The sequence below is a fragment of the Nocardioides sp. GXQ0305 genome (assembly GCF_050880345.1).
Classification (GTDB): Bacteria; Actinomycetota; Actinomycetes; order Propionibacteriales; family Nocardioidaceae; genus Nocardioides.
Genome location: NZ_JBNYXG010000004.1, coordinates 175465 through 201254, shown reverse-complemented (window position 1 = coordinate 201254; position 25790 = coordinate 175465). Strand labels below are relative to the sequence as shown.

Genomic DNA, 25790 nt, shown 5'->3' with positions numbered 1-25790 from the left:
CCATGCGCGTCGCCCTGCTGTCCTACCGCAGCAAGCCGCACTGCGGGGGCCAGGGCGTCTACGTCCGCCACCTCAGCCGCGAGCTGGTCGCCCTGGGCCACACCGTCGAGGTGTTCTCCGGACCGCCCTACCCCGACCTCGACGACGGCGTCCGGCTGACGAGGGTCCCGAGCCTCGACCTCTACCGCGAGCCGGACCCGTTCCGGGTGCCACGGCTGCGCGAGTTCCGCGACCTCGTCGACGTCCGCGAGTTCCTGACGATGTGCCTGGGGCGGTTCCCGGAGCCGCGCACCTTCGGCCACCGGGTCGCCCGGCTGCTCGCGGACCGGGTCGACGACTTCGACGTCGTCCACGACAACCAGGGCCTCGGACCGGGCCTGCTCGACATCGAGGAGTCCGGGCTGCCGGTGGTGGCCACCATCCACCACCCGATCACCTTCGACCGGCGCGTCGACCTCGCGCACGCGCCGACCCGCCGCCGCCGCCGGGCGCTCCGGCGCTGGTACGGCTTCGTCCGGATGCAGGCCCGGGTCGCGCGGCGGCTGCGGCTGGTGATCACGCCGTCGGAGTCCTCCCGGCGCGACGTGGTCCGCGACTTCGGCGTCGACCCCGCCCGGACCCGGGTCGTCATGCTGGGCGTCGACGAGGGCTTCCGCCCGCCGACCACGCCGCGGGTGCCCGGCCGGATCCTCGCGATGGCCAGCGCCGACGCGCCGATGAAGGGCATCGCGACGCTGCTGGAGGCGTTCGCCAAGCTGCGGGTCGAGCGGCCCGGTCTCGAGCTGGTGCTGGTGACCCGGCCGGTGCCGGGCGGCCGGACCGAGCGGATGGTCGACGAGCTCGGCATCGCCGACGCGGTGCGGTTCCGCCACGGGCTCAGCGACGCGGAGCTGGTCGAGCTGATGGGCTCGGCCGAGGTGGCGTGCGTCCCCTCGCTGTACGAGGGCTTCAGCCTCCCGACCGCCGAGCTGATGGCCTGCGCGACGCCGCTCGTGGTGTCGCGGGCCGGGGCCATCCCGGAGGTCGTCGGGCCGGACGGGGACTGCGCCGACCTGGTGGAGCCCGGCGACGTCGGCCAGCTGGAGCAGGCCCTCGACCGGCTGCTCGACGACCCGGAGCGCCGCGCCCGGCTGGGCGAGGCAGGCCGGCGGCGGGTCCGTGAGCACTACAGCTGGCGGGCGGCGGCCGAGGCCGTGGTGGCGACGTACGAGGAGAGGCTGTGCTGACCGTCGACTTCGACCGGCTGGGGCTGCGACCCGGCGAGCGGGTGCTCGACCTGGGCTGTGGCGCCGGCCGCCACGCGTTCGAGATGTACCGCCGCGGCGCCGACGTCATCGCCTTCGACCAGGACCCCGACGAGCTGGCGACCGTCCGTGAGTGGTTCGCGGCGATGCGGGACGCCGGCGAGGTGCCCGACGGCGCCGAGGCCGACGTCAAGGAGGGCGACGCGCTCGCGCTGCCGTTCGCGGACGGCGAGTTCGACCGGGTGGTGGCCGCGGAGATCCTCGAGCACGTCCCCGCCGACATCGCGGCGATCGAGGAGCTGGTCCGGGTGACCCGGCCCGGTGGCACGGTCGCCCTGACGGTGCCGCGCTGGCTGCCCGAGGCGATCTGCTGGAAGCTGTCCCGGGCCTACCACGACACCCCGGGCGGGCACATCCGGATCTACACCAGCGAGGAGCTGGAGGCGAAGACGACGGCGGCCGGGCTGGTGCTCGAGGGCCGCGACCACGTCCACGGCCTGCACGCGCCGTACTGGTGGCTCAAGTGCGCGGTGGGCGTCGACGACGCCGACCACCCGCTCGTCCGCGCCTACCACCGGCTGCTGGTGTGGGAGATCGAGAAGCAGCCGGCCGTCCTGCGTGCTGCCGGGCGGGTGCTGGACCCGCTCGTCGGCAAGTCGCTGGTGCTCTACCTCCGCAAGCCCGCAGCGGTCCGACCCCGCGATGCCGGCTGAGGTCCCGGCCCTCGACGGCGTGCTCAGCGCGCACGAGGTCCGCGCGACGGCGCGGACCATCGTGGCCGCGCAGGAGCCGTCGGGCGCCATCCCGTGGGTGTCCGGCGGCCACTCCGACGTCTGGAACCACGTCGAGGCCGCGATGGCGCTGCTGGCCGCCGGAGAGGTCGCCGCCGCCGAGCGGGCGTACGCGTGGGTGCCGACGGTGCAGCGCGACGACGGCTCGGTGCCCCTCAAGGTCGTCGGCAGCACGGTCGACGACGCCAGCGGCGAGACCAACATGTCGGCGTACCTCGCGGTCGGCGTGTGGCACCACTGGCTGCTGCGCCGCGACCACGCGTTCGTACGCCGGATGTGGCCGACCGTACGCCGGGGCTTGGACTTCGTGGTGTCGATGCAGATGCCGTGGGGCGGCATCGCGTGGTCGCAGGAGTGGCACGACGGGGCGCCGGCCACGGTCAACGAGGAGGCCCTGCTGGCCGCGTCGTCGAGCATCCACCACGCGCTGCGCGCCGGCCTGGCGCTCGCCGAGCTGCTCGACCAGCCGCAGCCCGAGTGGGAGCTCGCGGGGGGCCGGCTGGCGCACGCGGTCCGCGACCACGAGGACCTGTTCCTCGACAAGGCCCACTTCTCGATGGACTGGTACTACCCGGTGCTGGGCGGGGTGCTCACCGGCCCGGCCGCCCAGCGACGCCTCGCGGAGCGCTGGGACACCTTCGTGGAGCCCGGCCTCGGGATCCGCTGCGTGAGCCGCAACCCGTGGGTCACCGGCGCCGAGACCTGCGAGCTCGTGCTCGCCCTGGAGGCGGCAGGCGAGCGGGAGGGGGCGCGGCGGCTGCTCTCCGACATGCAGCACCTGCGCCGCGACGACGGGTCCTACTGGACCGGCTACGTCTTCCCGGACCGGGCGCACTGGCCGGACGAGCAGACGACCTTCACCGCCGCGGCGGTGATCCTCGCCGTCGACGCGCTGTCGCTGACCACCCCCGGAGCCGGCATCATGCGTGCCGCGGCGATGGGCCCGTCGTGGGCGCCGGAGCTGCCGGAGATCGGCCTCGAGTGCGGGTGCGCCTCAGTCGACGGGCTGGAGCGCTCCCGCGTCACCTGAGGTACGACGCAATGCCCGCAGGGAGCCGAGCACCTCGACCTCCGTGAACGCGCCGTCGTCGAGCGCCCGCCGGTAGATCTCGTACGGCGGCCGGCCGCCGTCGGCCGGGTCCGGGAACACGTCGTGGATCACCAGCAGCCCGCCGCGCTGCACCCACGGCGCCCACGCCGCGTAGTCGGTGTGAGCCGGCTCGGCGCCGTGCCCGCCGTCGATGAACAGCATCGACAGCGGGGTGCGCCAGTGGCGGGCGACGGTCGCGGAGGCGCCCACGATCGCGACCACCTGCTCCTCCAGCCCGGCCTCGGAGATCGTGCGGCGGAAGAACGGGAGCGTGTCCATCCGGCCGCTGCCGGAGTCCACCAGGGCCGGGTCGTGGTGCTCCCACCCCGCCTGGTTCTCCTCGCTGCCCCGGTGGTGGTCGACGGTGAAGACCGTCCCGCCCACCTCGCGCGCCGCGGCCCCGAGCCAGACCGCCGACTTGCCGCAGTAGCTGCCGATCTCGAGCACGGGGCCGTGGGGGAGCCGCTCGCGCGCGAGCCGGTGCAGCAGCCGCCCCTCGTCCTCCGGCATGAACCCCCGTGCGGCCCGCGCGTGATCGAGCAGGTCCTGGGGCATGGCGACCATGGTGATCAGCCTAGGCGTGACGCGCCCCGACCGCTCCGGCGGGAACTCGGTGGACCGGTGTCGGTGGGTGTCGCAAGGATGGTGGGCATGGCATCCCGGACCTCCAACTTCTGCATCGACGCCGCCGACCCCTGGGCCCAGGTCCACTGGTGGGCCCAGGTGCTCGACGACTTCGTGCTCGACGAGAGCGAGATGGGCCCCGACGACGAGGAGTGCTGGCTCAGCGGGCCCGACGGCCTTGAGCTGATCTTCCTCCGGGTCCCCGAGCCCAAGACGATCAAGAACCGGATGCACGTCTGCGTCCGGCCCACCGACCGGTCCCGCGAGGAGGAGGTCGACCGGTTGCTCGCCCTCGGCGCGACCATGTTCGACGACCGGCGCACCGCCCCCGACCGCGGCTGGGCGGTGCTCGCCGACCCCGAGGGCAACGAGTTCTGCGTACTGACCCCCGCCAGGAAGGACGGCTGATGACGACCCAGAAGGAGATCCTGCTCGACTACCTCCAGTCGATCCGCGACGCGGTGCTCTGGAAGCTCGAGGGCGCCAGCGACTACGACGTACGTCGTCCGCTGACCCCCACCGGCAGCAACCTGCTCGGGATCGTCAAGCACCTCGCCTACGTCGAGCTCGGCTACTTCGTCGAGAGCTTCGGTCGGGAGGTGCCCGTCCCGACGCCGTTCGACGACCCGGACGCCGACCCCCACGACGACCTCCACGCGTTCGCCGACGAGTCCCGCGACGGCATCGTCGCGCTCTACCGGCTGGCCTGGGCGGAGTCGGCGAAGACCTTCGCCGACCGCGACCTCGACGCCGAGGCGACCGTGCCGTGGTGGCCGGACGACCGCAACCCGGTCACCCTGGGCCTGCTCCTGGTCCACATGGTCGCCGAGACCAACCGCCACGCCGGCCAGATCGACATCCTGCGCGAGACCGTCGACGGTGCCGTCGGGCACCGGGCCACCAGCTCCAACCTGCCCGACGACTACGACTGGAAGGGCTACGTCGTGCGGCTCGAGGAGATCGCCGGCGAGTTCCGCTGACGCACCGCCCGTCAGGGGCGCCGGGCGGCCAGGACGCAGAACTCGTTGCCCTCCGGATCCGCGAGCACGACCCAGCTGTCCTCGTCGCCCTGGCCTACGTCGGCGTGCTGGGCGCCGAGGTCGAGCAGCCGTCGTACCTCGGCGTCCTGGTCGCGGTCGCTGGGGTTGACATCGACGTGCAGCCGGTTCTTGACGGTCTTGCCCTCCGGCACGCGGGCGAAGGTCAGGGTCGGTGGCACCGGGCCGCGCTCGGCGGAGCCGGTCTCGCGGGCGGGTCCGATGGTGACGAGGCCGTCGTCGGCCTCGCGGACCTCGTAGCCGAGGACGGCGCACCAGAAGGTGGCGAGGCCGCGTGGATCCGCACAGTCGACCGCCAGGTCGGTGAACCTGCTGGTCACGTCCAGGACCTCCCCGACAGGTCGGCGGCTGCGGTCGGCACCGACCCGTCCCGCGGCAGCACCGGGACGTCGGCGGCCACCGTCTCGGGGTACTTCAGCCCGGTCCCGGTGTTGAGCACCACGACCTGCTCGTGCTCGGCGATCCAGCCGCTCTCGCGGAGCTGGCGGGCGGCAGCGAAGCAGGCGGCGCCCTCGGGGCAGACCCACGAGCCCTCGGCAGAGGCCACGGCCCGCACCTCGTCGAGGATGCTGTCGTCGCTGACGGCCACGGCCGTGCCGCCGCTCTCACGCACCGCCCGCAGCACCAGGAAGTCGCCCAGCGCCTTCGGCACGTTGATGCCGAACGCGAGGGTGTGGGTGCCGTCCCTCAGCTCCGACTCGTCGGCACCGGCGTCGAAGGCGTCGACGATCGGCCGGCAGCCGTCGGCCTGGACGGCCACCAGTCGTGGCCTCTCCTCGCCGATCCACCCGAGCTCCTGCATCTCCCGCATCGCCTTGTGGATGCCGATCAGGCCCACGCCGCCACCGGCCGGGTAGAGGATCACGTCGGGGACCCGCCAGCCGAGCTGTTCGGTGATCTCGTAGCCCATCGTCTTCTTGCCCTCGATCCGGTAGGGCTCCTTGAGCGTCGACACCTCCTGGTAGCCCGCGCGCTCCTCGACGGCGGCCCGGACGAGCGCGCCCGCGTGGTTGATCAGGCCGTCGACCAGGTAGAGCTCCGCGCCCGCCGCCACGCACACGCGGCGGGTGATCTCGGGCGCGTCCTGCGGCATCACGACCAGGCTGCCGATCCCCGCGCGGGCGGCGTACAGGGACCAGGCGGCGCCCGCGTTGCCGTTGGTCGGCATGGCGACCGCCTTCACGCCGAGCTCCCGCGCTCGCGAGACCCCGACCGCGGCCCCCCGCGCCTTGAACGTCCCGGTCGGGATCAACCCCTCGTCCTTCATCAGCAGGCCGGGGACGCCGATCGCGGCGCCGTACGTCGGCAGCGGCAGCAGGGGCGTCATCCCCTCACCGAGGGTCGTCACGTGCGAGGGGTCCCGGACCGGGAGCACCTCGTGGTAGCGCCACAGGTCGGGAGCGCGTCCGGCGAGGTCCGCAGGCGTGACGCCCGCCCGCACCTGCTCGAGGTCGTAGCGCGCCAGCAGGGGCGCCCCCACCTCGCTCAGGCCCTGGACCGTGTCGGCGTCGTAGGCCGTCCCGGTCCGTGAGCACTCGAGGTGGGACAGGGACGAGAACGGCACCGCCGGGCTACCCCTCACGCTGGTTCCGCTGGGCGACGCTCCGGGCCTGCCCCTCGTGGATGTCGCGGACCCACTCCCAGCCGGGCGGGGGCGAGTCGAGCCGCGGGTCGTCGGGGGCCCGGCCGGCACGCAGGGCCTCCAGGTACGCGCGGTCGCGCTCGATCCGGGCGCGTGTCTGCCCGGCGCCGCCGGGCGACCCGTGGCCGGGGACGACGACGTCGACGTCGTCCGCCACCCGCTCGAGCGCCTGCAGCCCTGCCAGGTAGTCCTCGACCGGGTCACGGGTGCCGTCGACGTCGTCGAGCATCGGGACGAAGACGTCCGAGAGCATGTCGCCGGCGACGAGGACCCCGCGTTCCTCGACCAGCAGGGCGGCGTGGCCCGGGGCGTGAGCCGGGTGCTCGATGACCCGCACCCGCGGACCGTCCCACGGGATCTCCTCGGCGCCTGCGGGCAGACCGGTGACGAGCCCGAACAGGTCCAGCGGTGTCTCGTCGGCGATCTCGGGCGGCAGCCCCTCGGCGGCGCGGGCCTTCCAGTCCGGGTTCGACCGCAGGTCCCGCATGAACTCCGCGCAGCGGGCGGTGCCGTACCGGGGCGCCTCGCCCAGCTCGGGGTGCCAGAGCACGTGGTCCCAGTCCGGGTGCGTCGCGAACCCGGCCACGACGGGCTGGCCGAGCTCGCGAAGGTCGTTCGCGAGGCAGGTCATCTCGTCGTCCGTCAGTCCGGGGTCGACGAGGAGCACCCCTGCCCGGCCCTCCACGGCCACGGCGTTGTTCGCGAGCAGCTCGCTCTGGTGGACCAGCACGCCCTCCGCCACCTGCGTCAGCACTGCGCTCCTCCGGAATGTCGTCGGCACCGCTCTGGTCGAGACCGTATACGGGTGGGGGCAAGGAGGTCGGTTCGGGCGAGTCCGCCGGTGGACAAGAGATTGCGGCGTACTCGAACATGTGTTCTGCTTGGCACAAGCGCGCGGCGCCAGCCGCAACAGATGCCGTAGTCCTCTGGCCCGACCAGATCGGGAGTGCTTCCAGGGCTGTTCCTGCGAACCGACGGCGTCGACACGGGAGAGAGCCGGCACTGCCCCGGACGGCCAGTCAGTCCAGCCTCCGGAGCGCGCGCATGAACGTCGTCCACCCCGTGGTCGCCGCCACCACCACGATCGACGGCGCGCTGAAGGACGTCGCCGACGTCGACCCGGTCTTCATGGACGTCGCCGACCAGCGCACGGTTCTGCTCGAGCTGACCCGCCTCGAGGCCCGACTCGCCGAGCTGCGGCTGCGCGTCATGGCGGCGTCGGGCCAGGTCGCCGCCGACGAGGGGGCGCGCGACGTCGCCGCGTGGCTTGCGCACCGGGCGCGTCTCGACCGCGGTGAGTGTCGGCGCGACCTCGGGCTCGCGACGAGGCTCGAACGCCACCGGCCGGTCCTGGCCGAGGCGCTGCGGGCCGGCGAGGTCAACCGTGCGTAGGCAGAGGTCGTGGTCCGGGCGCTGGACGACCTGCCCGCTCACGTCGGTGCCGACGTCGAGCGCCTGGCCGAGGAGCGTCTGGTGGCCGAGGCGGCCCGGTTCGGTCCGCGGCAGCTCCGGGTGCTCGGTCGCAGGATCCTCGACGTGGTGGCTCCCGAGGTGGCCGACGACGAGGAGCGCCGCGCCCTGGAGCGCGAGGAGGCCCACGCCGCCCGCCACGCCTGGCTGACCACCCGCCGACGCGGCGACGGCACCACCGACGTCCGGATCCGCACGTCCGACCTCGTGGTCGACCGGCTGCTGACCTACCTGGAGGGCTTCACCTCGCCCCGCAGGCTCGCCGACACCCGCGACCGCCGTCCGTACGGGCGACGTCTCGGGGAGGCCTTCGGCGCGTTCCTCGAGAGCGTCGATCCACGTCGAATGCCGTTGCACGGCGGTGACGCGACCACGGTCGTGGTCACCGTCGGACTCGACGAGCTGCTCAGCGGGCTGGGCGTCGCCCTCGTGGGCGACACGCCGATCAGCGCGGCCGAGGCCCGTCGGTTGGCCTGCTCCGCACGGCTCGTCCCGGCCGTCCTCGGGGGCGACTCCGAGGTGCTCGACCTAGGCCGGGCGCGACGCCTGTTCACCCCCGCCCAGAGACGCGCGATGGCCGTGCGCGACCGCCGTTGCCGCGCCGACGGCTGCGACGTCCCCGCTGCATGGTGCGAGGCCCACCACGCTGCCGCGACGTGGGTCGACGGCGGGACGACCGACCTCGCCGACGGGCTCCTGCTGTGCTCCCACCACCACCATCGCGCCCACGACCGTCGCTATGACCTGCGTCGGCTCGCCGACGGGGACGTCCGGTTCCGGCGACGGCGCTAGGTCGCGCCGTCCTCGACCAGCCCGTTTGACCGGCGGCGCGCTGCCGGAGAGGCTGCGCGCATGCCACCCACCCGCCAGCGCCCCGCGTTCGACGCCGACCAGCGCACCGCCCTGCTGGGCTGGTACGACCTGCAGCGCGGCATCGTCGTGATGAAGTGCGACGGGCTGTCCGAGGCGGACGCCCGGCGCTCGGTGATCCCGGGCTCGCCCCTGATGACGGTCGCCGGGATCGTCTCCCACCTGACCTGGGCTGAGCAGCTGTGGTTCGAGCACGCGTTCCTCGGCCGCGAGCCCGACGGCCCCGGCTGGGACGGCGTCGAGGACTCCGAGTTCCAGGTCGGCGACCGCTCGTTCTCGCAGGTGCTGGCGTCGTACGACGCCCAGTGCCGACGCAGCGACGAGGTGCTCGCCGCCCACGACCTCGACGAACAGGGTGTCGGAGGCCAGTTCCCGTCGGCCGGCTCGACGCTGGGCTGGATGCTGCTCCACATGCTGGAGGAGACCGCCCGGCACGCCGGCCACCTCGACCTGGTCCGGGAGCTGCTCGACGGAGAGACCGGGTACTACTGATGCCGTGGCGCGGGGTCGCCGTCTCGGGGCTGGTGGCCCTCGGCGTGGCCGGAGGGGCCGTCGCCTTCCTCCAGGCGCGGGAACGGTCCTGCGGCTCGATGTCGGCCGGCGAGTGCGTCGGTGCGGGGCTCACCGAGTGGCTGGCGACCGTCCTCGTGGCGTACGTCGCCTGGGCGGTCGCCCTCCGCGTCGCCCGGACGGCGCTGCCGTGGCTGGCGCCGGTGGCGGTGGTCGCCGGGGTCAGCGTCTTCATCGTGCCGCTGGACCCGCCGCTGTGGGCGTCGGTCGTCGGCGTTGCACTGCTCGGGGCGGCCTGGGGCGCGATCCCGGTGCCCGGCGGCCGGAAGGCGGCGGCGTGACGCTGCGCAACGGACCCGCCGGCTACGGCTGGCTGACCAAGGCGCTGCACTGGCTGACCGTGCTGGCGGTCGCGGCCCAGTTCACGGTGGGCTACCTGATGGACGCCGACGATTCCGGCCGGGGGCGGGGCCGCGGGCGGAGCGGAGAGAGCGGCCGGGGCCGCGGCGGAGAGGGCTCGGGCTACCTCGACGACCCGGAGACCCTGCTCCGGGTCCACGTGGCGCTCGGCCTGACGATCCTGCTCCTCGCCGTCGTCCGGCTGGGGTGGAGGCGGGTGGCGGGACTGCCGCCGTGGTCGGAGTACCTGTCCGAGGGCCAGCGCCGGCTCGCGCACTGGACCGAGCGCGCTCTGCTCGCCCTGCTGTTCGTGGTGCCGCTCAGCGGGCTGGCGCTGGTCGCCGCGGGCGACGACGACGTGCTGCCGCTCCACGTCGGCGCGCACCTGGCGTTCTACGTGGCCCTGGCGGCCCACCTGTTCACCAACCTGAGACCCCGCGTGCTGCGCCGGATGCTCTGACCGCTCCGGGCGTGGTGTGGGAGGGCTACCAGCCCCGCTCCCGCCACTCGGCGAGGTGCGGACGCTCTGCCCCGAGGGTGGAGTCGTCGCCGTGGCCCGGGTAGAACCAGGTGTCGTCGTCGAGCGTGCCGAACAGCTTGGTCTCGACGTCGTCGATCAGCTGCCGGAAGGCGTCGTCGTCGCCGAACGTCGCCCCAACGCCGCCGGGGAAGAGGGAGTCGCCCGTGAACAGGTGGGCGTGCCCGTCGGGGTCGTCGTGCACCAGGCAGATCGACCCCGGGGTGTGGCCGGCCACCGCGATCACCCGCAGCTCGGTGGAGCCAACCTGAACGGTGTCGCCGTCGCCGACCCGGCGGGTGACCGGTACGCCGGTCTGCTCGGTGATCGCGTCGGCGTCGGGCGCGCCGGCGACCACGACGGCGCCCGTCGCGGCGACGACGTCGGCGAGGGCGCGGTGGTGGTCCCAGTGCTGGTGGGTCGTGACGACCGTGCTCAGCCCGCCCTCACCCAGCAGCGGGAGGAGGGTGCCCGGCTCGGCGGCGGCGTCGACGAGCACCTGCTCACCGGTGTCGAGGCAGGTGAGCAGGTAGCAGTTGTTGGACATCTCGGGGTCGACGGCGACCTTGGTGACCCGCAGCCGGGACAGCTCGCGGACGTCGGGCTCGCCGCCGGGCCGGACGGCGCCGGTGTAGGCCATCACCAGCCGCCGATCCGCGGCAGCTGGCCGCGGCTGCACGACACCTGCTCGCCCGGCGTACGGCCGGTGAGCCACCACGCCACCTGGGCCACGGGACCCGTCACGACGACGGGGTCGTCGCCGGGCTCGCCCGTCTCCCAGGTGCGGTCGGAGTCGAGGGGTCGGACCGCGAAGGCCTCGTCGGGCTGCTGCCGCTTGAGCATGCCGTCGACCAGCTCCTCGGCGAACTGCCGCGGCCAGTCGTCGGGGGAGTACCCGACGTCGAGGTCGACGTGGTGGATCTCGATCTCGCGCACGCGCATCAGCGGCACCGCCCGGAGCGGGAGCGTCGGCCCGCCGCGGGTGCGCTCGAAGCGCCCCTCCCACCGGTCCGGCGGCACGGCCTGGACGGCCTCCGGGAACTCCGCGGTCCCGGCCAGCAGCCGCTCCCGGAGCGCGGCGTGGTCGGCGCCGGCGAGCTCCTCGATGTCGTCGTCGCGGGCGTCCTGCGACTCGTACATCGGCACCGGCGCACCCTCGACCTCGCCCCGCAGCACGCCGGCGAGGGCCTCCGCGTTGAGGGCGAGATGGGCCACGACGTGGGCCCGGGTCCAGCCGGGCAGCCCCGACGGGGCGGACCAGTCGTCGCCGCTCAGGCGGTCGACGCCCCGCACCAGTCGCGGGCCCGCGTCCACGAGGTGGGCGAGCTGCCGATCGATGTCCGCGAGATCCGCCATGGGCTCCATCTTGCCCGACATGAGAGTGTGGGATGCGTCGGCGTGGCGGGTTGCCGCGACGGCCGTGATGCCGAACACTTGTTCGAAACGACCTGTGACAGACCCGAAGGACCGCAGTGGCCGACCAGCTCATCATCCGGGGCGCGCGTGAGCACAACCTGAAGGACATCTCGCTCGACCTGCCTCGCGACGCGCTCATCGTCTTCACCGGCCTCTCGGGCTCGGGCAAGTCGAGCCTGGCGTTCGACACGATCTTCGCCGAGGGCCAGCGCCGCTACGTCGAGTCGCTGTCGGCGTACGCCCGCCAGTTCCTGGGCCAGATGGACAAGCCCGACGTCGACTTCATCGAGGGCCTCTCGCCCGCGGTGTCGATCGACCAGAAGTCCACGTCGAAGAACCCCCGCTCGACCGTCGGCACCATCACCGAGGTCTACGACTACCTCCGGCTGCTGTTCGCCCGGATCGGCCGCCCCCACTGCCCGACGTGCGGCGCGCCGATCGAGCGGCAGACGCCCCAGCAGATCGTCGACCGGGTGCTGGCGCTCGAGGAGGGTCGCCGGTTCCAGGTCCTGGCGCCGGTGATCCGCGGCCGCAAGGGCGAGTACGTCGAGCTGTTCCGGCAGCTGCAGGCCCAGGGCTTCTCGCGGGCCCGGGTCGACGGCGAGACCCACACCCTCGACGACCCTCCCAAGCTCGACAAGCAGCGCAAGCACACCATCGAGGTGGTCGTCGACCGGCTCGCGGTCAAGGAGTCCGCCAAGCGCCGGCTCACCGACTCGGTCGAGACCGCGCTCAACCTCGCGGGTGGCCTGGTGCTGCTCGACTTCGTCGACCTCGCTCCGTTGGATTCCGGGGCAGAGGACCCCGGTCGTGAGCTGCGGTTCTCCGAGAAGATGTCGTGCCCCAACGAGCACCCGATCGACACCGACGAGCTCGAGCCACGGTCGTTCTCGTTCAACTCGCCGTTCGGCGCCTGCCCGGAGTGCCACGGGCTCGGCACCCGGCTCGAGGTCGACCCCGAGCTGGTCGTCCCCGACCCGACGGCCAGCCTCGGCGAGGGCGCCATCCAGCCGTGGGGCCAGGCCCACGTCGCCGACTACTTCCAGCGGCTGCTCGGCGCGCTCGGCGACGAGCTCGGGTTCGACCTCGACACCCCGTGGGAGGACCTCACCGCGAAGCAGCAGAAGTCGATCCTCTGGGGACACCCCACCAAGGTCCACGTCGTCACCCGCAACCGCTACGGCCGCGAGCGGTCCTACTACGCGCAGTTCGAGGGCGTGCAGAGCTACATCGAGCGGCGCCACCGCGAGGCCGAGTCCGACACCAGCCGGGAGCGGTTCGAGGGCTTCATGCGCGAGGTGCCGTGCCCGGCGTGCGGCGGCTCGCGGCTCAAGCCCGTGTCGGTGGCGGTGACCGTCGGTGAGCGCAGCATCGCCGAGGTCTGCGCGCTGCCGATCAACGAGACCGCCGACTTCCTGCGCGCGCTCGACCTCACGGCCCGCGAGAAGCAGATCGGCGAGCGGGTCCTCAAGGAGATCCTCGAGCGCCTCAACTTCCTGCTCGACGTCGGCCTCGACTACCTCTCCCTCGATCGGCCCTCCGGCTCGCTGTCGGGCGGCGAGGCGCAGCGGATCCGGCTGGCCACCCAGATCGGTGCGGGCCTCGTGGGGGTGCTCTACGTCCTCGACGAGCCCTCGATCGGCCTCCACCAGCGCGACAACCACCGGCTGATCGAGACCCTGGTCCGGCTCAAGGACCTCGGCAACACGCTGATCGTCGTCGAGCACGACGAGGACACCATCCGTGTCGCCGACCACGTCGTCGACATCGGCCCCGGCGCCGGCGAGCACGGTGGCCAGGTCGTCCACTCCGGCGACGTGCAGGGGTTGCTCGACCACGCCGACTCGATGACCGGTGCCTACCTCTCGGGACGCCGCGAGATCCCCGTCCCCGCCGTACGCCGCCCGCGCACCAAGGGGCGCGAGCTGGTGGTCCACGGTGCCCGTGAGCACAACCTCCAGGACATCGAAGTCGCGTTCCCGCTCGGCCTGTTCGTCGCCGTGACGGGCGTGTCCGGCTCGGGCAAGTCGACGCTGGTCAACGACATCCTCTACACCTCGCTCGCCAAGCAGCTCTACCGCTCGCGTGCGGTGCCCGGCCGGCACCGGCGGATCAGCGGGGTGGCCGAGGTCGACAAGGTCATCCACGTCGACCAGTCGCCGATCGGCCGCACGCCGCGGTCCAACCCTGCGACCTACACCGGGGTCTTCGACCACGTCCGCAAGCTGTTCGCCTCCACCCCGGAGGCCAAGATGCGCGGCTACCAGCAGGGTCGGTTCTCGTTCAACGTCAAGGGCGGCCGCTGCGAGGCCTGCTCCGGCGACGGCACGATCAAGATCGAGATGAACTTCCTTCCCGACGTCTACGTGCCCTGCGAGGTCTGCCACGGCGCCCGCTACAACCGCGAGACGCTCGAGGTCCACTACAAGGGCAAGACCATCGCCGAGGTCCTCGACATGCCGATCGAGGAGGCCAAGGACTTCTTCGCCGCGGTGCCGGCGATCGCGCGTCACATGACGACGTTGTGCGAGGTCGGGCTCGGCTACGTCCGGCTCGGCCAGCCCGCCACCACGCTGTCCGGCGGCGAGGCGCAGCGGGTGAAGCTGTCCAGCGAGCTGCAGAAGCGCTCGACGGGCCGGACCGTCTACGTGCTCGACGAGCCCACCACGGGCCTCCACTTCGAGGACATCCGCAGGCTGCTGGGGGTGCTCTCGAGCCTGGTCGACAAGGGCAACACCGTGCTGGTGATCGAGCACAACCTCGACGTCATCAAGACCGCCGACTGGATCGTCGACATGGGTCCCGAGGGCGGGTCCCGCGGTGGGCTCGTCGTCGCCGAGGGCACGCCCGAGGAGGTCGCGGCCGACCCCGGGAGCCACACCGGCGCGTTCCTCCGGCCGATGCTCGAGGGCCGGGAGGCGGCGCAGCCGAAGCGCCGTACCCGGAAGGCGCCCGCGACGACGTCGGCTCCGTCGGCGGCGAAGAAGACCGCGAAGAAGACGGCGGCCAGGAAGGCGCCCGCGAAGCGGACCCGCCAGCGGGCCTCCTGAGGATCGGGTGAACCACCGGACCGGTCGGACCGTCCCACCGGGTGGCTAGATTGACCGACATCCGTCTCGCACCGACCGGAGGACACCATGACCGCTGACCTCGGACGCCGCCGCGTGATCGCAGGGACCGCCGGCCTCGGCCTGGCCACCCCGCTGCTCGCGGCGTGCGGCGGTGACGACGGCGGCTCGGACTCCGCGGACGGCGGATCCGGCGGAGGGGGCGGCCCCGTCGCCACCACGGCCGACGTCCCGGTCGGCGGCGGGACGATCAACAGCGACGAGGAGGTCGTGGTCACCCAGCCCGCGGAGGGCGAGTTCAAGGCGTTCACCGCCGTCTGCACCCACCAGGGCTGCATCGTCGGCAAGGTGGAGAACAACGAGATCATGTGCCCCTGCCACGGCAGCGCCTTCTCCGCCGAGGACGGCAGCGTGGTCACCGGGCCGGCGACCGAGCCGCTGGCGGCGGTGCAGGTCAGCGTCGAGGGCGACCAGATCTCACTGGCCTGAGGACCCCGCCGCCCGAGCGCGGCGAGGCCCTCGACGGCCGGCGCGGCTCAGAGGTCGACCGGGCGCAGGACCTGGCTGATGCCGTGGGCGATCTGACGGTTGCCGGCGTTGATGTCGGCGAGCCACGGGATCACCACCGCGCTCCTGTTGTCGGGGTCGGCGTCCTCGAGGTAGAGCCGGTCCCGCCGGGGCTTGTAGTCGACCGTGAGCGTGACCCCGTTGGCCATCGTCAGCGTGGCGCCGTCGGCGGCCTTGGCCTGCTCGAACGTGATCGGCGGGCCCGTGACCACGTGGTAGAGCAGCACGTACTCGACGGTGTCGACGCCGAGCGAGCCCACGGCGGCGTACGTCGCCTCCTCGCTGCGCGGCCGGGAGCCGGTCAGCTGCTTGACCAGCGAGCGGAACGCCTTGTCCCGGGGCGCGAACGCCGTGAGCTCGGTCTCGCCGTCGGCCAGCAGCGCCACCGCGCTGTCCGGCTTGGCAGCGAGCACGTCGTTGACGGCCTGGTCGAGGATGTCGAAGTCCTGCCAGTCGGTGTCGAGCTCCAGGCCGTCGGCGGCCAGGACCTCGGCCAGGCTCGTGGTCCCGGGCGGGTCGGCCTGGGCAGGTGCGGGTAGGACCGAGAGGGCCAGGGCGAGGATGCCTGCCCCGGCGGCGGTGGTGCCCTTGTGCATGACGTTTCTCCTCGGGATCGACGGACGGGAGAGAATCCCCCCACCGGGTTTCGTCCGGGACGACGCGAACGGTTGCGTGGCCGTGGCCACCCGCGCGAGTCCCGGCTCCGGGCCGCCGGGCGCCGTCGGTGGCGCGCCGTAGGGTTGAGGAGTGGCCACCCCCGCGTCCTACCGTCCCGAGCCGGGGTCGATCCCGACCCGGCCGGGTGTCTACCGGTTCCGGGACGCCCGCGGGCGCGTGATCTACGTCGGCAAGGCCAAGAACCTCCGCGCCCGGCTGTCGTCCTACTTCCAGGACATCGGCAACCTCCACCCCCGCACGGCCACTATGGTCACGACCGGGGCGAGCGTCGAGTGGACCGTGGTCAAGACCGAGGTCGAGGCGCTCCAGCTGGAGTACTCCTGGATCAAGGAGTTCGACCCCCGGTTCAATGTCAAGTACCGCGACGACAAGTCCTACCCGTGGCTCGCCGTCACCGTCGGCGACGAGTTCCCCCGCGTGATGGTCGGGCGCGGCGCCAAGAAGCGCGGCACCCGTTACTTCGGTCCCTACTCCCACGCCTGGGCGATCCGCGAGACGGTCGACCAGCTACTGCGGGTGTTCCCGATGCGGTCCTGCTCCAACGGCGTCTTCAAGCGCCACGGCCAGATCGGCCGGCCCTGCCTGCTGGGGTACATCGGGAAGTGCTCGGCGCCCTGCGTCGGCAACATCTCCGCCGACGACCACCGCGCGATCGTCGACGACCTGTGCGACTTCATGGCCGGCCGCACCGCGGCGTTCGTGAGGCGGATCGAGCGCGAGATGTACGCCGCCTCCGAGGCCGAGGACTTCGAGCGGGCGGCCCGGCTGCGTGACGACCTCGGCGCCCTCCACAAGGCGCTGGAGAAGCAGGCCGTGGTGCTCGGCGACGGCACCGACGCCGACGTGATCGCGCTCGCCGAGGACCCGCTCGAGGTGGCCGTCCAGATCTTCTACGTCCGGGGTGGCCGGATCCGCGGGCAGCGTGGCTGGGTCGCCGACCGCGTCGACGAGGGCGACACCGGTGAGCTGGTGCAGGGCTTCCTGCTGCAGCTCTACGGCGGCGCGTCCGGCGACGCCGACACCATCCCGCGCGAGGTGCTGGTGCCGACGCTGCCGCCCGACAGCGACGTGCTCGAGGAGCTGCTGGGCGACCTGCGGGGGAGCCGGGTCCGGATCCGGGTGCCGCAGCGCGGCGACAAGCGGACGCTCCAGGACACCGTGGCGACCAACGCCGCCCAGTCGCTGGCGCTCCACAAGACCAAGCGGGCCAGTGACCTCACCACCCGCAACCGCGCCCTCGAGGAGATCCAGCAGGCCCTCGAGCTCGACGAGGTGCCGCTGCGCATCGAGTGCTACGACGTCTCCAACCTCCAGGGCACCGAGGTGGTGGCCTCGATGGTGGTCTTCGAGGACGGCCTGGCCCGCAAGAGCGAGTACCGCCGGTTCGTCATCCGGGGGCCCTCGGACGGGCCTGTCGGACAGAACGACGTGGCTCACATGAAGCAGGTGATCACCCGACGGTTCCGCCGGCTGCAGGACGAGCTCGGCAGCTCGACCGAGGTCGTGACCGACGCCGGTCCGATGCTGGTCGACCCCGAGACCGGCCGGCCGCGGAAGTTCGCGTACGCGCCGGGACTGGTCGTCGTCGACGGTGGTCCGCCGCAGGTCGCGGCCGCCCGCGAGGCGATGTCGGAGCTGGGGTTCGACGACATCCCGGTGTGCGGCCTGGCCAAGCGGCTGGAGGAGGTCTGGGTGCCCGACCAGGACGACCCGGTGATCCTGCCGCGCAGCTCCGAGGGCCTCTACCTGCTCCAGCGGGTGCGCGACGAGGCCCACCGGTTCGCCATCACCCACCACCGCTCGCGGCGGTCCAGGTCGATGGTCGAGAGCCTGCTCGACGACGTGCCCGGTCTGGGGGAGGTACGCCGCAAGACCCTGCTCAAGCACTTCGGCTCGCTGCGCAAGCTGCGCGCGGCCACGGTCGACGACCTCGCCCAGGTGCCCGGCATCGGGGCCCGCACCGCCGCCGCGATCAAGGATGCGGTGGCGGCCACGGGTGGCCAGACTGTGTCCGTCAACACCACGACCGGTGAGCTGGAGGAGGGCTGATGGAGCACGGCGGCGAGCTGGTGGTGGTCACCGGCATGACGGGGGCCGGTCGCAGCACGGCGGCCAAGGAGCTGGAGGACCTCGGCTACTACGTCGTCGACAACCTGCCCCCGACGCTGCTGCGCGAGGTGGTCCGCCTGGTCGACGAGAGCCGCGGCGTCGAGCAGCCGATCGCCGTGGTCGTCGACGTCCGCTCCGGGTCGTTCTTCCAGTCGCTGACCGCCAACCTCGCCCAGGGCGCCACCGGTCGCAACACCACGCTGCTCTTCCTCGAGGCCGGCGACGAGGTCCTGGTCCGGCGCCAGGAGGCCGCACGCCGTCCCCACCCGCTCCAGGGCACCGGCCGGCTCCTCGACGGCCTGCGCCGCGAGCGGGTGGTGCTGCGCGACGTCCGCAGCAGCGCCGACCTGGTGATCGACACCTCCAACCTCAACGTCCACCAGCTCACCGACCGGATCGGCCAGGCGTTCGGCGGCGAGCAGGCGTCCCGGCTCCTGGTCACCGTGATCAGCTTCGGCTTCAAGTACGGCATCCCCGTCGACGCCGACTTCGTCGCCGACATGCGGTTCCTCCCCAACCCCCACTGGGTGCCCGAGCTGCGCAACCTCACCGGCAAGGACGCCCCGGTGGTCGACTACGTGAAGAGCCAGCCCGGGGCGATGGAGTTCCTCGACGGCTACCTCCCGGTGCTCGAACGGGTGGCCGCCGGCTACCTCGAGCAGGGCAAGCGGTTCATGACCGTCGCCATCGGCTGCACCGGGGGCAAGCACCGCAGCGTGGCCATGACCGAGGAGATCTCGCAGCGCCTGGTCGACCTCGGCTACGACGCGCGGGCCACCCACCGCGACCTCGGGCGTGAGTGACGTGCGGCCGACCGCCCAGTCCGCCGTGGCGCTGGGAGGCGGTCACGGCCTGCACGCCTCGCTGAGCGCGCTGCGGCGACTCCACGACGACCTCACCCTCGACCAGGTGACCGCCGTGGTCACGGTCGCCGACAACGGCGGCTCCTCGGGCCGGCTGCGCGGCGAGTTCGGGGTGCTCCCGCCCGGCGACCTGCGGATGGCGCTGGCCGCCCTGTGCGGCGAGGACGAGTGGGGCCGGACCTGGGCCGACGTCGTCCAGCACCGCTTCGCGGGCGACGGCGAGATGAACGGCCACGTCATCGGCAACCTGCTGATCGTCGGCCTGTGGGAGCAGCTGGGCGACCACGTCCGGGCCCTCGACTGGGTCGGGCGCCTGCTCGGCGCGCGGGGCCGGGTGCTGCCGATGGCGCTGACGCCGATGGACATCACGGCCGAGTTCCGCGGCGTCGACGGTGCCGACCGGTCCACCACGACCACCGTCCGCGGCCAGGTCGAGGTCGCCACCACCGCCGGTGAGATCGTCTCGGTCGCCCTCGACCCCGCCGACCCGGTCGGCTGTCCCGAGGCGGTCGAGGCGATCCTCCGGGCCGACTGGGTGGTCCTCGGCCCCGGGTCGTGGTTCAGCTCGGTGATCCCGCACCTGCTGGTCCCCGACCTGCGCCGCGCGCTCGCGAAGACCTCCGCACGACGGCTCGTCGTGCTCAACCTCGAGGGCCAGCAGGGGGAGACCCAGGACTGGGGCCCCGACGACCACCTGCGGGCGCTCCTGGCCTACGCCCCCGAGCTGCGGGTCGACCGGGTCCTCGCCGACCCGCGCACCGTCGGCGACGTGGGGGTGCTGCACGACGCCGTCAGCGCGCTGGGGGGCGGCCTCACCCTCGCCGAGGTCGCCGAGGACGACGGGTCGGGAGCGCCGGCCCCACGGCACGACCACGAGCTGCTCGCGGCCGCCTACCGGTCGATCTTCGAGGGGGAGTGACGCCGCGAGGGTTGTTGACGCGCGTGGCAGGATCAGCCCCATGGCGATGACGGCTCAGGTGAAGGCTGAACTGGCCAGCACCCCGACCACGAAGACCTGCTGTCGCAAGGCGGAGGTGTCCTCGATGCTCCGCTTCGCGGGCGGGCTCCACCTGGTGAGCGGGAAGGTCGTCATCGAGGCCGAGCTCGACACCGGCGCGGCCGCCCGGAGGCTGCGCAAGGACGTCTCGGAGGTCTACGGCCACCAGTCCGACGTGGTGATGGTCCAGGGCAACGGCATCCGCAAGGGGAGCCGCTACCTCGTGCGCATCGTCAAGGACGGCGAGGCGCTGGCCCGGCAGACCGGCCTGCTCGACCAGCGAGGTCGGCCGGTGCGCGGCCTGCCGCCCGCCGTGGTGTCCGGGGGTGGCTGCGACGCGGTCGCCGCCTGGCGGGGCGCCTTCCTGGCCCACGGATCCCTGACCGAGCCCGGCCGGTCGTCGTCGCTCGAGGTGACCTGTCCCGGCCCTGAGGCGGCCCTGGCCCTGGTCGGCGTGGCCCGCCGGCTGGGCGGGATCCAGGCCAAGGCGCGGGAGGTGCGCGGCGTCGACCGGGTCGTGATCCGCGACGGCGACGCCATCGGCGCGCTGCTGACCCGGCTGGGGGCCCACGAGTCGCTGATGGCGTGGGAGGAGCGGCGGATGCGTCGCGAGGTCCGGGCCACGGCCAACCGGCTCGCCAACTTCGACGACGCCAACCTGCGTCGTTCGGCCCGCGCCGCGGTCGCCGCGGGAGCCCGGGTCGAGCGGGCGCTGGAGATCCTCGGCGAGGAGGTGCCCGACCACCTCCGCCAGGCGGGCGCCCTCCGGCTGGAGCACAAGCAGGCCTCGCTCGAGGAGCTGGGCCAGCTCCACGACCCGCCGCTCACCAAGGACGCCATCGCCGGGCGGATCCGTCGCCTGCTGGCCATGGCCGACAAGCGCGCCGAGGAGCTCGGCATCCCCGACACGGAGGCGTCGCTGACGCCGGAGATGCTGGCCGAGGAGGCCTGAGCCAAGCGGCGGACGGGCGTCGTCCGCCGAGCCTCCTAGCGATAGGGTCGGGAGCGACCCGACCAGCCTTTTCCAGGAGTGACCTGCTGTGACCGTTCGCGTAGGCATCAACGGCTTCGGCCGCATCGGCCGCAACTTCTTCCGCGCCGTGCGGGCCTCCGGCGCCGACATCGAGATCGTGGGCGTCAACGACCTCACGGACAACGCGTCGCTGGCGCACCTGCTCAAGTACGACTCGATCCTGGGTCGGCTCGACGCCGACGTCTCCTCGACCGAGTCCGCCATCAAGGTGGGCGACCAGGAGGTCGCGGCGTTCGCCGAGCGCGACCCCGCCAACCTGAAGTGGGGCGACCTCGGCGCCGACGTGGTCGTCGAGTCCACCGGCTTCTTCACCGACGCCACCAAGGCCAAGGCGCACGTCGACGGCGGGGCCAAGAAGGTCATCATCTCCGCGCCGGCGAAGAACGAGGACCTCACGGTCGTGATGGGCGTCAACCACGAGCTCTACGACCCCGAGCAGCACACCGTGATCTCCAACGCGTCGTGCACCACCAACTGCCTGGCACCGATGGCGAAGGCGCTCAACGACGGGCTCGGCATCACCAAGGGCCTGATGACGACGATCCACGCCTACACCGCCGACCAGAACCTCCAGGACAACATCCACAAGGACCCGCGTCGCGCCCGCGCCGCCGCGATCAACATCGTGCCGACGTCGACCGGCGCCGCCAAGGCGATCGGGCTGGTGCTCCCCGAGCTGAAGGGCAAGCTCGACGGCTACGCACTCCGCGTCCCCACGCCGACCGGCTCGCTCACCGACCTCTCGTTCGAGGCCCCGCGCGACACCACCGTCGACGAGGTCAACGAGATCGTGAAGGCGGCGGCCGACGGCCGGTTCCTGCGCTACTCCACCGACCCGATCGTGTCCTCCGACATCGTGACCGACCCCGCGTCGTGCATCTTCGACGCGCCACTCACCAAGGTGATCGGCAACCAGGTCAAGGTCGCCGGCTGGTACGACAACGAGTGGGGCTACTCCAACCGGCTCGCCGACCTGATCCTCCACGTCGGGTCCACGCTCTGACGTGGCCGGCCACGACGTCGCCGACATCGACTCGCTGGGCGACCTGAGGGGCAAGCGCGTCCTGGTCAGGTCCGACCTCAACGTGCCGCTCGACACGGCTCCCGATGGTGGGGCAAGGATCACCGACGACGGCCGGGTCCGCGCGAGCGTCCCGACCATCCGGCGACTGGCCGAGGCCGGCGCCCGTGTCGTCGTGATGGCGCACCTGGGTCGGCCGAAGGGTGAACCGGACCCGGCGTACTCGCTGCGGCCGGTCGCGGCGCGGCTCGGCGAGCTGCTCGGCAGCGACGTCGCGTTCGCCACCGACACCGTCGGCGAGAGCGCCACCGAGACGGTCGCGGGGCTGGACGACGGCCAGGTGGCGGTGCTCGAGAACGTCCGCTTCAACCCGGGCGAGACCAGCAAGGAGGACGAGATCCGGGGCGCCTTCGCCAGCGAGCTCGCCAAGCTGGGCGACGCGTTCGTGAGCGACGGCTTCGGGGTGGTCCACCGCAAGCAGGCCTCGGTCTACGACATCGCCCTCCACCTGCCGTCCGCGATGGGCGGGCTGGTCGCGGCCGAGGTCGATGTGCTGCGTCGCCTCACCCACGACCCCGAGCGGCCCTACGTCGTCGTCCTGGGTGGGTCCAAGGTCTCCGACAAGCTCGGCGTCATCGACAACCTGATGGGCCAGGCCGATCGGCTGCTGATCGGCGGCGGCATGGTCTTCACGTTCCTCAAGGCCCAGGGCCACGAGGTCGGGTCGAGCCTGCTCGAGGACGACCAGGTCGACACCTGCCGCGACTACCTCGCCCGGGCCGACGAGACGGGTGTCGAGATCGTGCTGCCGACCGACGTGGTCGTCGACACCGCGTTCCCCTCCGGCGACCGGGAGCCGCAGCCGCGGGTCGTGGCCGCGGACGCGATCCCCGCCGACAGCCTCGGGCTCGACATCGGCCCCGAGTCCGGTGCGGCGTTCGCGGACGCCGTACGCGCGGCCCGGACCGTGTTCTGGAACGGCCCGATGGGGGTCTTCGAGACCCCGGCGTTCGCCGACGGCACCCGCGCGGTGGCGCAGGCGCTCACCGAGGTCGACGGGCTGTCGGTCGTCGGTGGTGGCGACTCCGCCGCAGCGGTGCGCACCCTCGGCTTCGACGAGGCGGCCTTCGGCCACATCTCCACCGGCGGCGGTGCCAGCCTCGAGTACCTCGAGGGCACCGAGCTGCCCGGCATCGCCGTCCTGTCACGCTGACCATCCCTGCACGCCCCGAAGGAGCCACCCCCATGACGCGCACGCCCCTGATGGCCGGCAACTGGAAGATGAACCTGAACCACCAGGAAGCCGTGGTGCTGGTCCAGAAGCTGGCCTGGACGTTGGCGGACAAGAAGCACGACTACGGCCAGGTGGAGGTGGTGGTCCTGCCGCCGTACACCGACCTGCGGTCGGTGCAGACCCTCGTCGACGGCGACCAGCTGCTGGTGAAGTACGGCGCCCAGGACGTGTCGGAGCACGACTCCGGCGCCTACACCGGCGAGATCTCGGCCGGCATGCTGGCGAAGCTCGGCTGCTCCTACGTCGTGGTGGGCCACTCCGAGCGGCGCGAGCACCACGGTGAGAACGACGAGCTGGTCAACGCCAAGGCCCGCAAGGCGGTCGACGCGGGGATGACGCCCATCGTCTGCGTCGGCGAAGGCCTCGAGGTCCGCCAGGCCGGTGAGCACGTCCCCTACACGTTGGCTCAGGTCGACGGGTCGCTCGCAGGCTTCTCGGCGGGGCAGGTCGCCGAGCTGGTCGTGGCCTACGAGCCCGTATGGGCGATCGGCACGGGCGAGGTCGCCACCCCCGACGACGCCCAGGAGGTCTGCGCCGCGATCCGGGAGCGGGTGCGGGAGGTCCACGGCGACGCGGCCGCCGACGGCGTACGGGTGCTGTACGGCGGCTCGGTCAAGGCGGCCAACGTCGCCGGGATCATGGACAGGAACGACGTCGACGGCTGCCTGGTCGGCGGCGCCAGCCTGCAGGCCGACGAGTTCGGGGGGATCTGCCGCTTCTACGACATGCCGCTGCTCTGACCGCGATCCGGTGACGTAGGATTCTCGACCGTGACTCTGCTCTTCACAGTCCTGCTCGTGATCACGAGCCTGCTCCTGATCCTGCTGGTGCTGCTCCACAAGGGCCGCGGCGGCGGGCTCTCCGACATGTTCGGTGGCGGCGTCTCCAGCTCGCTCGGAGGCTCGTCGGTGGCGGAGCGCAACCTCGACCGGATCACCGTCGGCATCGGCGTGATCTGGTTCGCCTGCATCGTCGCGCTGGGCCTGCTCACGGCCTACCAGAGCTGAGAGGAACGACCATGGCTCAAGGCGGGAACGCCATCCGTGGCAGCAGGGTCGGCGCCGGCCCCATGGGCGAGGCCGAGCGCGGTGAGGCCGCGCCCCGGCAGGCAGTCACCTACTACTGCTCCCACGACCACCGCGCCGTCGTGCAGTTCGCGGTCGACGCGGTGGTGCCCGACGAGTGGGACTGCCCCAAGTGCGGCCTCCCGGCCAGCCGCGACCAGGAGAACCCACCCCCGGCCCCCAAGATCGAGCCCTACAAGACCCACCTCGCCTACGTGAAGGAGCGCCGCTCCGAGGCCGAGGCCGCCGACATCCTCGACGAGGCCCTCGAGCTGCTCCGCTCCCGCCGCAAGTCCGGCGACCTCATCTTCTGACCCGCGACCCGTCACTTCTACGGGTTCAGAACCCACCGAGCCGTCATTTCTGCAGGTTCGTGCGGCGTCGAGCCGGCACTCGTGCAGCCTTCCCCGCGGGCCTGTGGATGAGCGCTCCGCCGTCGTCGAGGTTCCGGCCACAGTGGGGCCATGTCCCCACGTGTTCCTTGGCTCCCGGCTGACCTTCCGTTCCTCGACGAGCGCTGCCCCCTGCCGCTGACCCGCCCGTTCTCCACGAGCGAGGCGATGGCGCTCGGGGTGTCGCGAACTCGTCTGGCGACCCTGACCCGGCGCGGACTGATCAGGCCCGTGCTCCGCGGAGTCCACGTCGCGGCGCAGGTCGTGGACAGCATCGAGTGTCGTGCCGAGGCGCTGTCGCTCGTCGTACCGCCCAGCGCGATCGTCACCGACCGGACGGCGGCCTGGCTCCACATGGTCGATGTCCTCGCGCCGTCGGCGGTGCACCAGATGCCTCCGGTCGACATCTTCTCGCGCGCCGAGAGTCGGCTGCGCCGCCCCAGCGTCACCAGCGGCGAACGACGGATGCTCGACCAGGACGTCACGGTCGTCAACGGGGTGCGCGTCACGACGAAGCTCCGGACGGCCTTCGACCTCGGGCGACGACTCAACCGCTACCACGCCCTCGCCGCGCTCGACGGACTGCTCCGCGCCGGCGTCCAGCACCAGGAGCTGCTCGCCGGGGTGGAGCGCTTCCGCGGCGAGCGCGGCGTCGTCCAGCTGCGTCATCTCGCTCCGCTGGCAGACCCGCGCGCAGAGTCGCCCCCGGAGTCCGTGCTGCGTCTGCACTGGCTCGAGGCGAGCGGCATGCCCTCGCCGGAACCACAGGTCTGGGTCCACGACGGCGACTACGCCCGTTTCCGCGTCGACGTGGGCAACGAAGAGCTCAGGTACGGCGCCGAGTACGACGGCCGGGCGTTCCACGAGGACGACGCGGCGGATGCCGAACGCCGCGCGTGGCTGGACCTGGTGGGCGGCTGGGTGATCGACACCTTTGTCGACGTAGACATCTATCCCCGGGGAGACCCCACCACCCGGCTCCAACACGGCGCGTACCTCGCGCGCCGGCGTTCGGGGCTCTGGGTCCCGCAGGGCCGGTACCTGCGCAGCTGACGGCTCAGGGGGTTGTGAAC

At 72.6% G+C, this 25790-nt stretch carries 29 protein-coding genes; 22 read left to right on the top strand and 7 right to left on the bottom strand.

From position 1 onward, the window contains the following. The first annotated feature begins 2 nt into the window (after nucleotides 1-2). Genes ACQ1X7_RS12535 through ACQ1X7_RS12525 form a run of 3 tightly spaced genes read left to right on the top strand, consistent with a single transcriptional unit; the run spans nucleotide 3 to nucleotide 3065 of the window. The gene (locus tag ACQ1X7_RS12535) at nucleotides 3-1226 is read left to right on the top strand and encodes a glycosyltransferase family 4 protein (protein WP_432478535.1); all 1224 of its coding nucleotides are present in this window, start codon (nucleotides 3-5) and stop codon (nucleotides 1224-1226) included. Further along, on the top strand, nucleotides 1220-1957 hold the full coding sequence (locus tag ACQ1X7_RS12530; protein ID WP_432478534.1) for a class I SAM-dependent methyltransferase: 738 nt from the start codon (nucleotides 1220-1222) through the stop codon (nucleotides 1955-1957). Before ACQ1X7_RS12535 ends, ACQ1X7_RS12530 begins: the two co-directional genes overlap by 7 nt. Further along, nucleotides 1947-3065 (top strand): prenyltransferase, encoded by a 1119-nt coding sequence (locus ACQ1X7_RS12525; RefSeq protein WP_432478533.1) that lies wholly within the window; start codon nucleotides 1947-1949, stop codon nucleotides 3063-3065. The genes ACQ1X7_RS12530 and ACQ1X7_RS12525 overlap by 11 nt, the downstream gene beginning before the upstream one ends. Here ACQ1X7_RS12525 and ACQ1X7_RS12520 read toward each other — a convergent pair. Further along, nucleotides 3030-3689, bottom strand: coding sequence for a class I SAM-dependent methyltransferase (locus tag ACQ1X7_RS12520; RefSeq protein ID WP_432478532.1), 660 nt, complete (start codon nucleotides 3687-3689; stop codon nucleotides 3030-3032). The two genes, ACQ1X7_RS12525 and ACQ1X7_RS12520, sit on opposite strands and share 36 nt — an antisense overlap. Before the next feature lie 87 nt (nucleotides 3690-3776). Here ACQ1X7_RS12520 and ACQ1X7_RS12515 point away from each other — a divergent pair, with 87 nt between their 5' ends. Further along, on the top strand, nucleotides 3777-4157 hold the full coding sequence (locus ACQ1X7_RS12515) for a VOC family protein (protein ID WP_432478531.1): 381 nt from the start codon (nucleotides 3777-3779) through the stop codon (nucleotides 4155-4157). Continuing rightward, nucleotides 4157-4729, top strand: coding sequence for a DinB family protein (locus tag ACQ1X7_RS12510; RefSeq protein WP_432478530.1), 573 nt, complete (start codon nucleotides 4157-4159; stop codon nucleotides 4727-4729). Before ACQ1X7_RS12515 ends, ACQ1X7_RS12510 begins: the two co-directional genes overlap by 1 nt. An 11-nt stretch (nucleotides 4730-4740) precedes the next feature. Here ACQ1X7_RS12510 and ACQ1X7_RS12505 read toward each other — a convergent pair whose 3' ends face one another. From ACQ1X7_RS12505 to ACQ1X7_RS12495, 3 genes are read right to left on the bottom strand one after another with little or no spacing between them, the layout of a single operon-like run. After that, nucleotides 4741-5127 carry a VOC family protein gene (locus ACQ1X7_RS12505; RefSeq protein WP_432478529.1) on the bottom strand — a complete coding sequence of 129 codons (387 nt, stop codon included), beginning with the start codon at nucleotides 5125-5127 and terminating at the stop codon, nucleotides 4741-4743. Then, nucleotides 5124-6389, bottom strand: coding sequence for a threonine synthase (locus ACQ1X7_RS12500; protein WP_432478528.1), 1266 nt, complete (start codon nucleotides 6387-6389; stop codon nucleotides 5124-5126). Before ACQ1X7_RS12500 ends, ACQ1X7_RS12505 begins: the two co-directional genes overlap by 4 nt. Beyond that, on the bottom strand, nucleotides 6379-7203 hold the full coding sequence (locus tag ACQ1X7_RS12495; protein ID WP_432478527.1) for an MBL fold metallo-hydrolase: 825 nt from the start codon (nucleotides 7201-7203) through the stop codon (nucleotides 6379-6381). The genes ACQ1X7_RS12500 and ACQ1X7_RS12495 overlap by 11 nt, the downstream gene beginning before the upstream one ends. A 290-nt stretch (nucleotides 7204-7493) precedes the next feature. Between ACQ1X7_RS12495 and ACQ1X7_RS12490 the strand changes: the two genes are divergently transcribed. The 5 genes from ACQ1X7_RS12490 to ACQ1X7_RS12470 are packed head-to-tail and all read left to right on the top strand — an operon-like array spanning nucleotide 7494 to nucleotide 10158. Beyond that, on the top strand, nucleotides 7494-7841 hold the full coding sequence (locus ACQ1X7_RS12490) for a hypothetical protein (RefSeq protein ID WP_432478526.1): 348 nt from the start codon (nucleotides 7494-7496) through the stop codon (nucleotides 7839-7841). 9 nt (nucleotides 7842-7850) lie between these two features. Beyond that, nucleotides 7851-8711, top strand: coding sequence for a DUF222 domain-containing protein (locus ACQ1X7_RS12485; RefSeq protein WP_432478525.1), 861 nt, complete (start codon nucleotides 7851-7853; stop codon nucleotides 8709-8711). Between the two features lie 60 nt (nucleotides 8712-8771). Further along, on the top strand, nucleotides 8772-9281 hold the full coding sequence (locus ACQ1X7_RS12480; protein ID WP_432478524.1) for a DinB family protein: 510 nt from the start codon (nucleotides 8772-8774) through the stop codon (nucleotides 9279-9281). After that, nucleotides 9281-9640, top strand: a complete 360-nt coding sequence (locus ACQ1X7_RS12475; RefSeq protein WP_432478523.1) for a hypothetical protein — start codon at nucleotides 9281-9283, stop codon at nucleotides 9638-9640. Before ACQ1X7_RS12480 ends, ACQ1X7_RS12475 begins: the two co-directional genes overlap by 1 nt. Then, nucleotides 9637-10158 carry a cytochrome b gene (locus ACQ1X7_RS12470; RefSeq protein WP_432478522.1) on the top strand — a complete coding sequence of 174 codons (522 nt, stop codon included), beginning with the start codon at nucleotides 9637-9639 and terminating at the stop codon, nucleotides 10156-10158. The genes ACQ1X7_RS12475 and ACQ1X7_RS12470 overlap by 4 nt, the downstream gene beginning before the upstream one ends. Nucleotides 10159-10183: 25 nt before the next feature. Here the strand turns inward: ACQ1X7_RS12470 and ACQ1X7_RS12465 are convergent, their stop codons facing one another. Further along, nucleotides 10184-10855: an MBL fold metallo-hydrolase gene (locus tag ACQ1X7_RS12465; RefSeq protein WP_432478764.1), complete on the bottom strand. Its 672-nt coding sequence runs from the start codon at nucleotides 10853-10855 to the stop codon at nucleotides 10184-10186. Continuing rightward, the gene (locus ACQ1X7_RS12460; protein WP_432478521.1) at nucleotides 10855-11571 is read right to left on the bottom strand and encodes a maleylpyruvate isomerase family mycothiol-dependent enzyme; all 717 of its coding nucleotides are present in this window, start codon (nucleotides 11569-11571) and stop codon (nucleotides 10855-10857) included. Before ACQ1X7_RS12460 ends, ACQ1X7_RS12465 begins: the two co-directional genes overlap by 1 nt. A 116-nt stretch (nucleotides 11572-11687) precedes the next feature. Between ACQ1X7_RS12460 and uvrA the strand changes: the two genes are divergently transcribed. Beyond that, entirely contained in the window at nucleotides 11688-14681 is a 2994-nt protein-coding gene (gene uvrA, locus ACQ1X7_RS12455) for an excinuclease ABC subunit UvrA (RefSeq protein ID WP_432478520.1), read from the top strand. 87 nt (nucleotides 14682-14768) lie between these two features. After that, a complete protein-coding gene (locus ACQ1X7_RS12450) occupies nucleotides 14769-15188 on the top strand; it encodes a Rieske (2Fe-2S) protein (RefSeq protein ID WP_432478519.1) in 420 nt (139 codons plus the stop codon). A gap of 47 nt (nucleotides 15189-15235) precedes the next feature. Here the strand turns inward: ACQ1X7_RS12450 and ACQ1X7_RS12445 are convergent, their stop codons facing one another. After that, nucleotides 15236-15862: a fasciclin domain-containing protein gene (locus ACQ1X7_RS12445; RefSeq protein WP_432478518.1), complete on the bottom strand. Its 627-nt coding sequence runs from the start codon at nucleotides 15860-15862 to the stop codon at nucleotides 15236-15238. A 151-nt stretch (nucleotides 15863-16013) separates the two neighbouring features. On the opposite strand from ACQ1X7_RS12445, the gene uvrC reads away from it, so the two are divergent. The 10 genes from uvrC to ACQ1X7_RS12395 all read left to right on the top strand — a co-directional run bounded on the left by uvrC (nucleotide 16014) and on the right by ACQ1X7_RS12395 (nucleotide 25770). Next, complete coding sequence (gene uvrC, locus ACQ1X7_RS12440) at nucleotides 16014-17993, top strand: excinuclease ABC subunit UvrC (protein ID WP_432478517.1); 1980 nt, start codon at nucleotides 16014-16016, stop codon at nucleotides 17991-17993. After that, nucleotides 17993-18856 (top strand): RNase adapter RapZ, encoded by an 864-nt coding sequence (rapZ, locus tag ACQ1X7_RS12435; RefSeq protein WP_432478516.1) that lies wholly within the window; start codon nucleotides 17993-17995, stop codon nucleotides 18854-18856. Before uvrC ends, rapZ begins: the two co-directional genes overlap by 1 nt. After that, nucleotides 18849-19835 carry a gluconeogenesis factor YvcK family protein gene (locus tag ACQ1X7_RS12430; protein ID WP_432478515.1) on the top strand — a complete coding sequence of 329 codons (987 nt, stop codon included), beginning with the start codon at nucleotides 18849-18851 and terminating at the stop codon, nucleotides 19833-19835. Before rapZ ends, ACQ1X7_RS12430 begins: the two co-directional genes overlap by 8 nt. 40 nt (nucleotides 19836-19875) lie before the next feature. Then, entirely contained in the window at nucleotides 19876-20865 is a 990-nt protein-coding gene (gene whiA, locus ACQ1X7_RS12425) for a DNA-binding protein WhiA (protein WP_432478514.1), read from the top strand. Nucleotides 20866-20953: 88 nt separating this feature from the next. Further along, complete coding sequence (gene gap / locus ACQ1X7_RS12420) at nucleotides 20954-21949, top strand: type I glyceraldehyde-3-phosphate dehydrogenase (RefSeq protein WP_432478513.1); 996 nt, start codon at nucleotides 20954-20956, stop codon at nucleotides 21947-21949. 1 nt (nucleotide 21950) lies between these two features. Then, nucleotides 21951-23180, top strand: a complete 1230-nt coding sequence (locus ACQ1X7_RS12415; RefSeq protein WP_432478512.1) for a phosphoglycerate kinase — start codon at nucleotides 21951-21953, stop codon at nucleotides 23178-23180. Between the two features lie 32 nt (nucleotides 23181-23212). Continuing rightward, a complete protein-coding gene (gene tpiA / locus ACQ1X7_RS12410; protein WP_432478511.1) occupies nucleotides 23213-24001 on the top strand; it encodes a triose-phosphate isomerase in 789 nt (262 codons plus the stop codon). Between the two features lie 30 nt (nucleotides 24002-24031). Next, nucleotides 24032-24268 carry a preprotein translocase subunit SecG gene (gene secG / locus ACQ1X7_RS12405; protein WP_432478510.1) on the top strand — a complete coding sequence of 79 codons (237 nt, stop codon included), beginning with the start codon at nucleotides 24032-24034 and terminating at the stop codon, nucleotides 24266-24268. Nucleotides 24269-24279: 11 nt separating this feature from the next. Further along, the gene (locus ACQ1X7_RS12400; protein WP_432478509.1) at nucleotides 24280-24639 is read left to right on the top strand and encodes an RNA polymerase-binding protein RbpA; all 360 of its coding nucleotides are present in this window, start codon (nucleotides 24280-24282) and stop codon (nucleotides 24637-24639) included. 150 nt (nucleotides 24640-24789) lie between these two features. Then, the gene (locus tag ACQ1X7_RS12395; RefSeq protein WP_432478508.1) at nucleotides 24790-25770 is read left to right on the top strand and encodes a type IV toxin-antitoxin system AbiEi family antitoxin domain-containing protein; all 981 of its coding nucleotides are present in this window, start codon (nucleotides 24790-24792) and stop codon (nucleotides 25768-25770) included. Nucleotides 25771-25790: the final 20 nt, after the last annotated feature.

What these genes read in the sequence shown, in the direction of transcription:
- ACQ1X7_RS12475 (WP_432478523.1), top strand. Translation starts at nt 9,281, where the DNA reads ATGCCGTGGCGCGGGGTCGCCGTCTCGGGGCTGGTGGCCCTCGGCGTG.
- ACQ1X7_RS12515 (WP_432478531.1), top strand. Translation starts at nt 3,777, where the DNA reads ATGGCATCCCGGACCTCCAACTTCTGCATCGACGCCGCCGACCCCTGG.
- ACQ1X7_RS12525 (WP_432478533.1), top strand. Translation starts at nt 1,947, where the DNA reads ATGCCGGCTGAGGTCCCGGCCCTCGACGGCGTGCTCAGCGCGCACGAG.
- ACQ1X7_RS12520 (WP_432478532.1), bottom strand. Translation starts at nt 3,689, where the DNA reads ATGGTCGCCATGCCCCAGGACCTGCTCGATCACGCGCGGGCCGCACGG.
- whiA (WP_432478514.1), top strand. Translation starts at nt 19,876, where the DNA reads ATGGCGATGACGGCTCAGGTGAAGGCTGAACTGGCCAGCACCCCGACC.
- tpiA (WP_432478511.1), top strand. Translation starts at nt 23,213, where the DNA reads ATGACGCGCACGCCCCTGATGGCCGGCAACTGGAAGATGAACCTGAAC.
- ACQ1X7_RS12480 (WP_432478524.1), top strand. Translation starts at nt 8,772, where the DNA reads ATGCCACCCACCCGCCAGCGCCCCGCGTTCGACGCCGACCAGCGCACC.
- ACQ1X7_RS12490 (WP_432478526.1), top strand. Translation starts at nt 7,494, where the DNA reads ATGAACGTCGTCCACCCCGTGGTCGCCGCCACCACCACGATCGACGGC.
- ACQ1X7_RS12395 (WP_432478508.1), top strand. Translation starts at nt 24,790, where the DNA reads ATGTCCCCACGTGTTCCTTGGCTCCCGGCTGACCTTCCGTTCCTCGAC.
- ACQ1X7_RS12450 (WP_432478519.1), top strand. Translation starts at nt 14,769, where the DNA reads ATGACCGCTGACCTCGGACGCCGCCGCGTGATCGCAGGGACCGCCGGC.
- ACQ1X7_RS12400 (WP_432478509.1), top strand. Translation starts at nt 24,280, where the DNA reads ATGGCTCAAGGCGGGAACGCCATCCGTGGCAGCAGGGTCGGCGCCGGC.
- rapZ (WP_432478516.1), top strand. Translation starts at nt 17,993, where the DNA reads ATGGAGCACGGCGGCGAGCTGGTGGTGGTCACCGGCATGACGGGGGCC.
- ACQ1X7_RS12510 (WP_432478530.1), top strand. Translation starts at nt 4,157, where the DNA reads ATGACGACCCAGAAGGAGATCCTGCTCGACTACCTCCAGTCGATCCGC.
- ACQ1X7_RS12465 (WP_432478764.1), bottom strand. Translation starts at nt 10,855, where the DNA reads ATGGCCTACACCGGCGCCGTCCGGCCCGGCGGCGAGCCCGACGTCCGC.
- ACQ1X7_RS12445 (WP_432478518.1), bottom strand. Translation starts at nt 15,862, where the DNA reads ATGCACAAGGGCACCACCGCCGCCGGGGCAGGCATCCTCGCCCTGGCC.
- ACQ1X7_RS12535 (WP_432478535.1), top strand. Translation starts at nt 3, where the DNA reads ATGCGCGTCGCCCTGCTGTCCTACCGCAGCAAGCCGCACTGCGGGGGC.
- ACQ1X7_RS12460 (WP_432478521.1), bottom strand. Translation starts at nt 11,571, where the DNA reads ATGGCGGATCTCGCGGACATCGATCGGCAGCTCGCCCACCTCGTGGAC.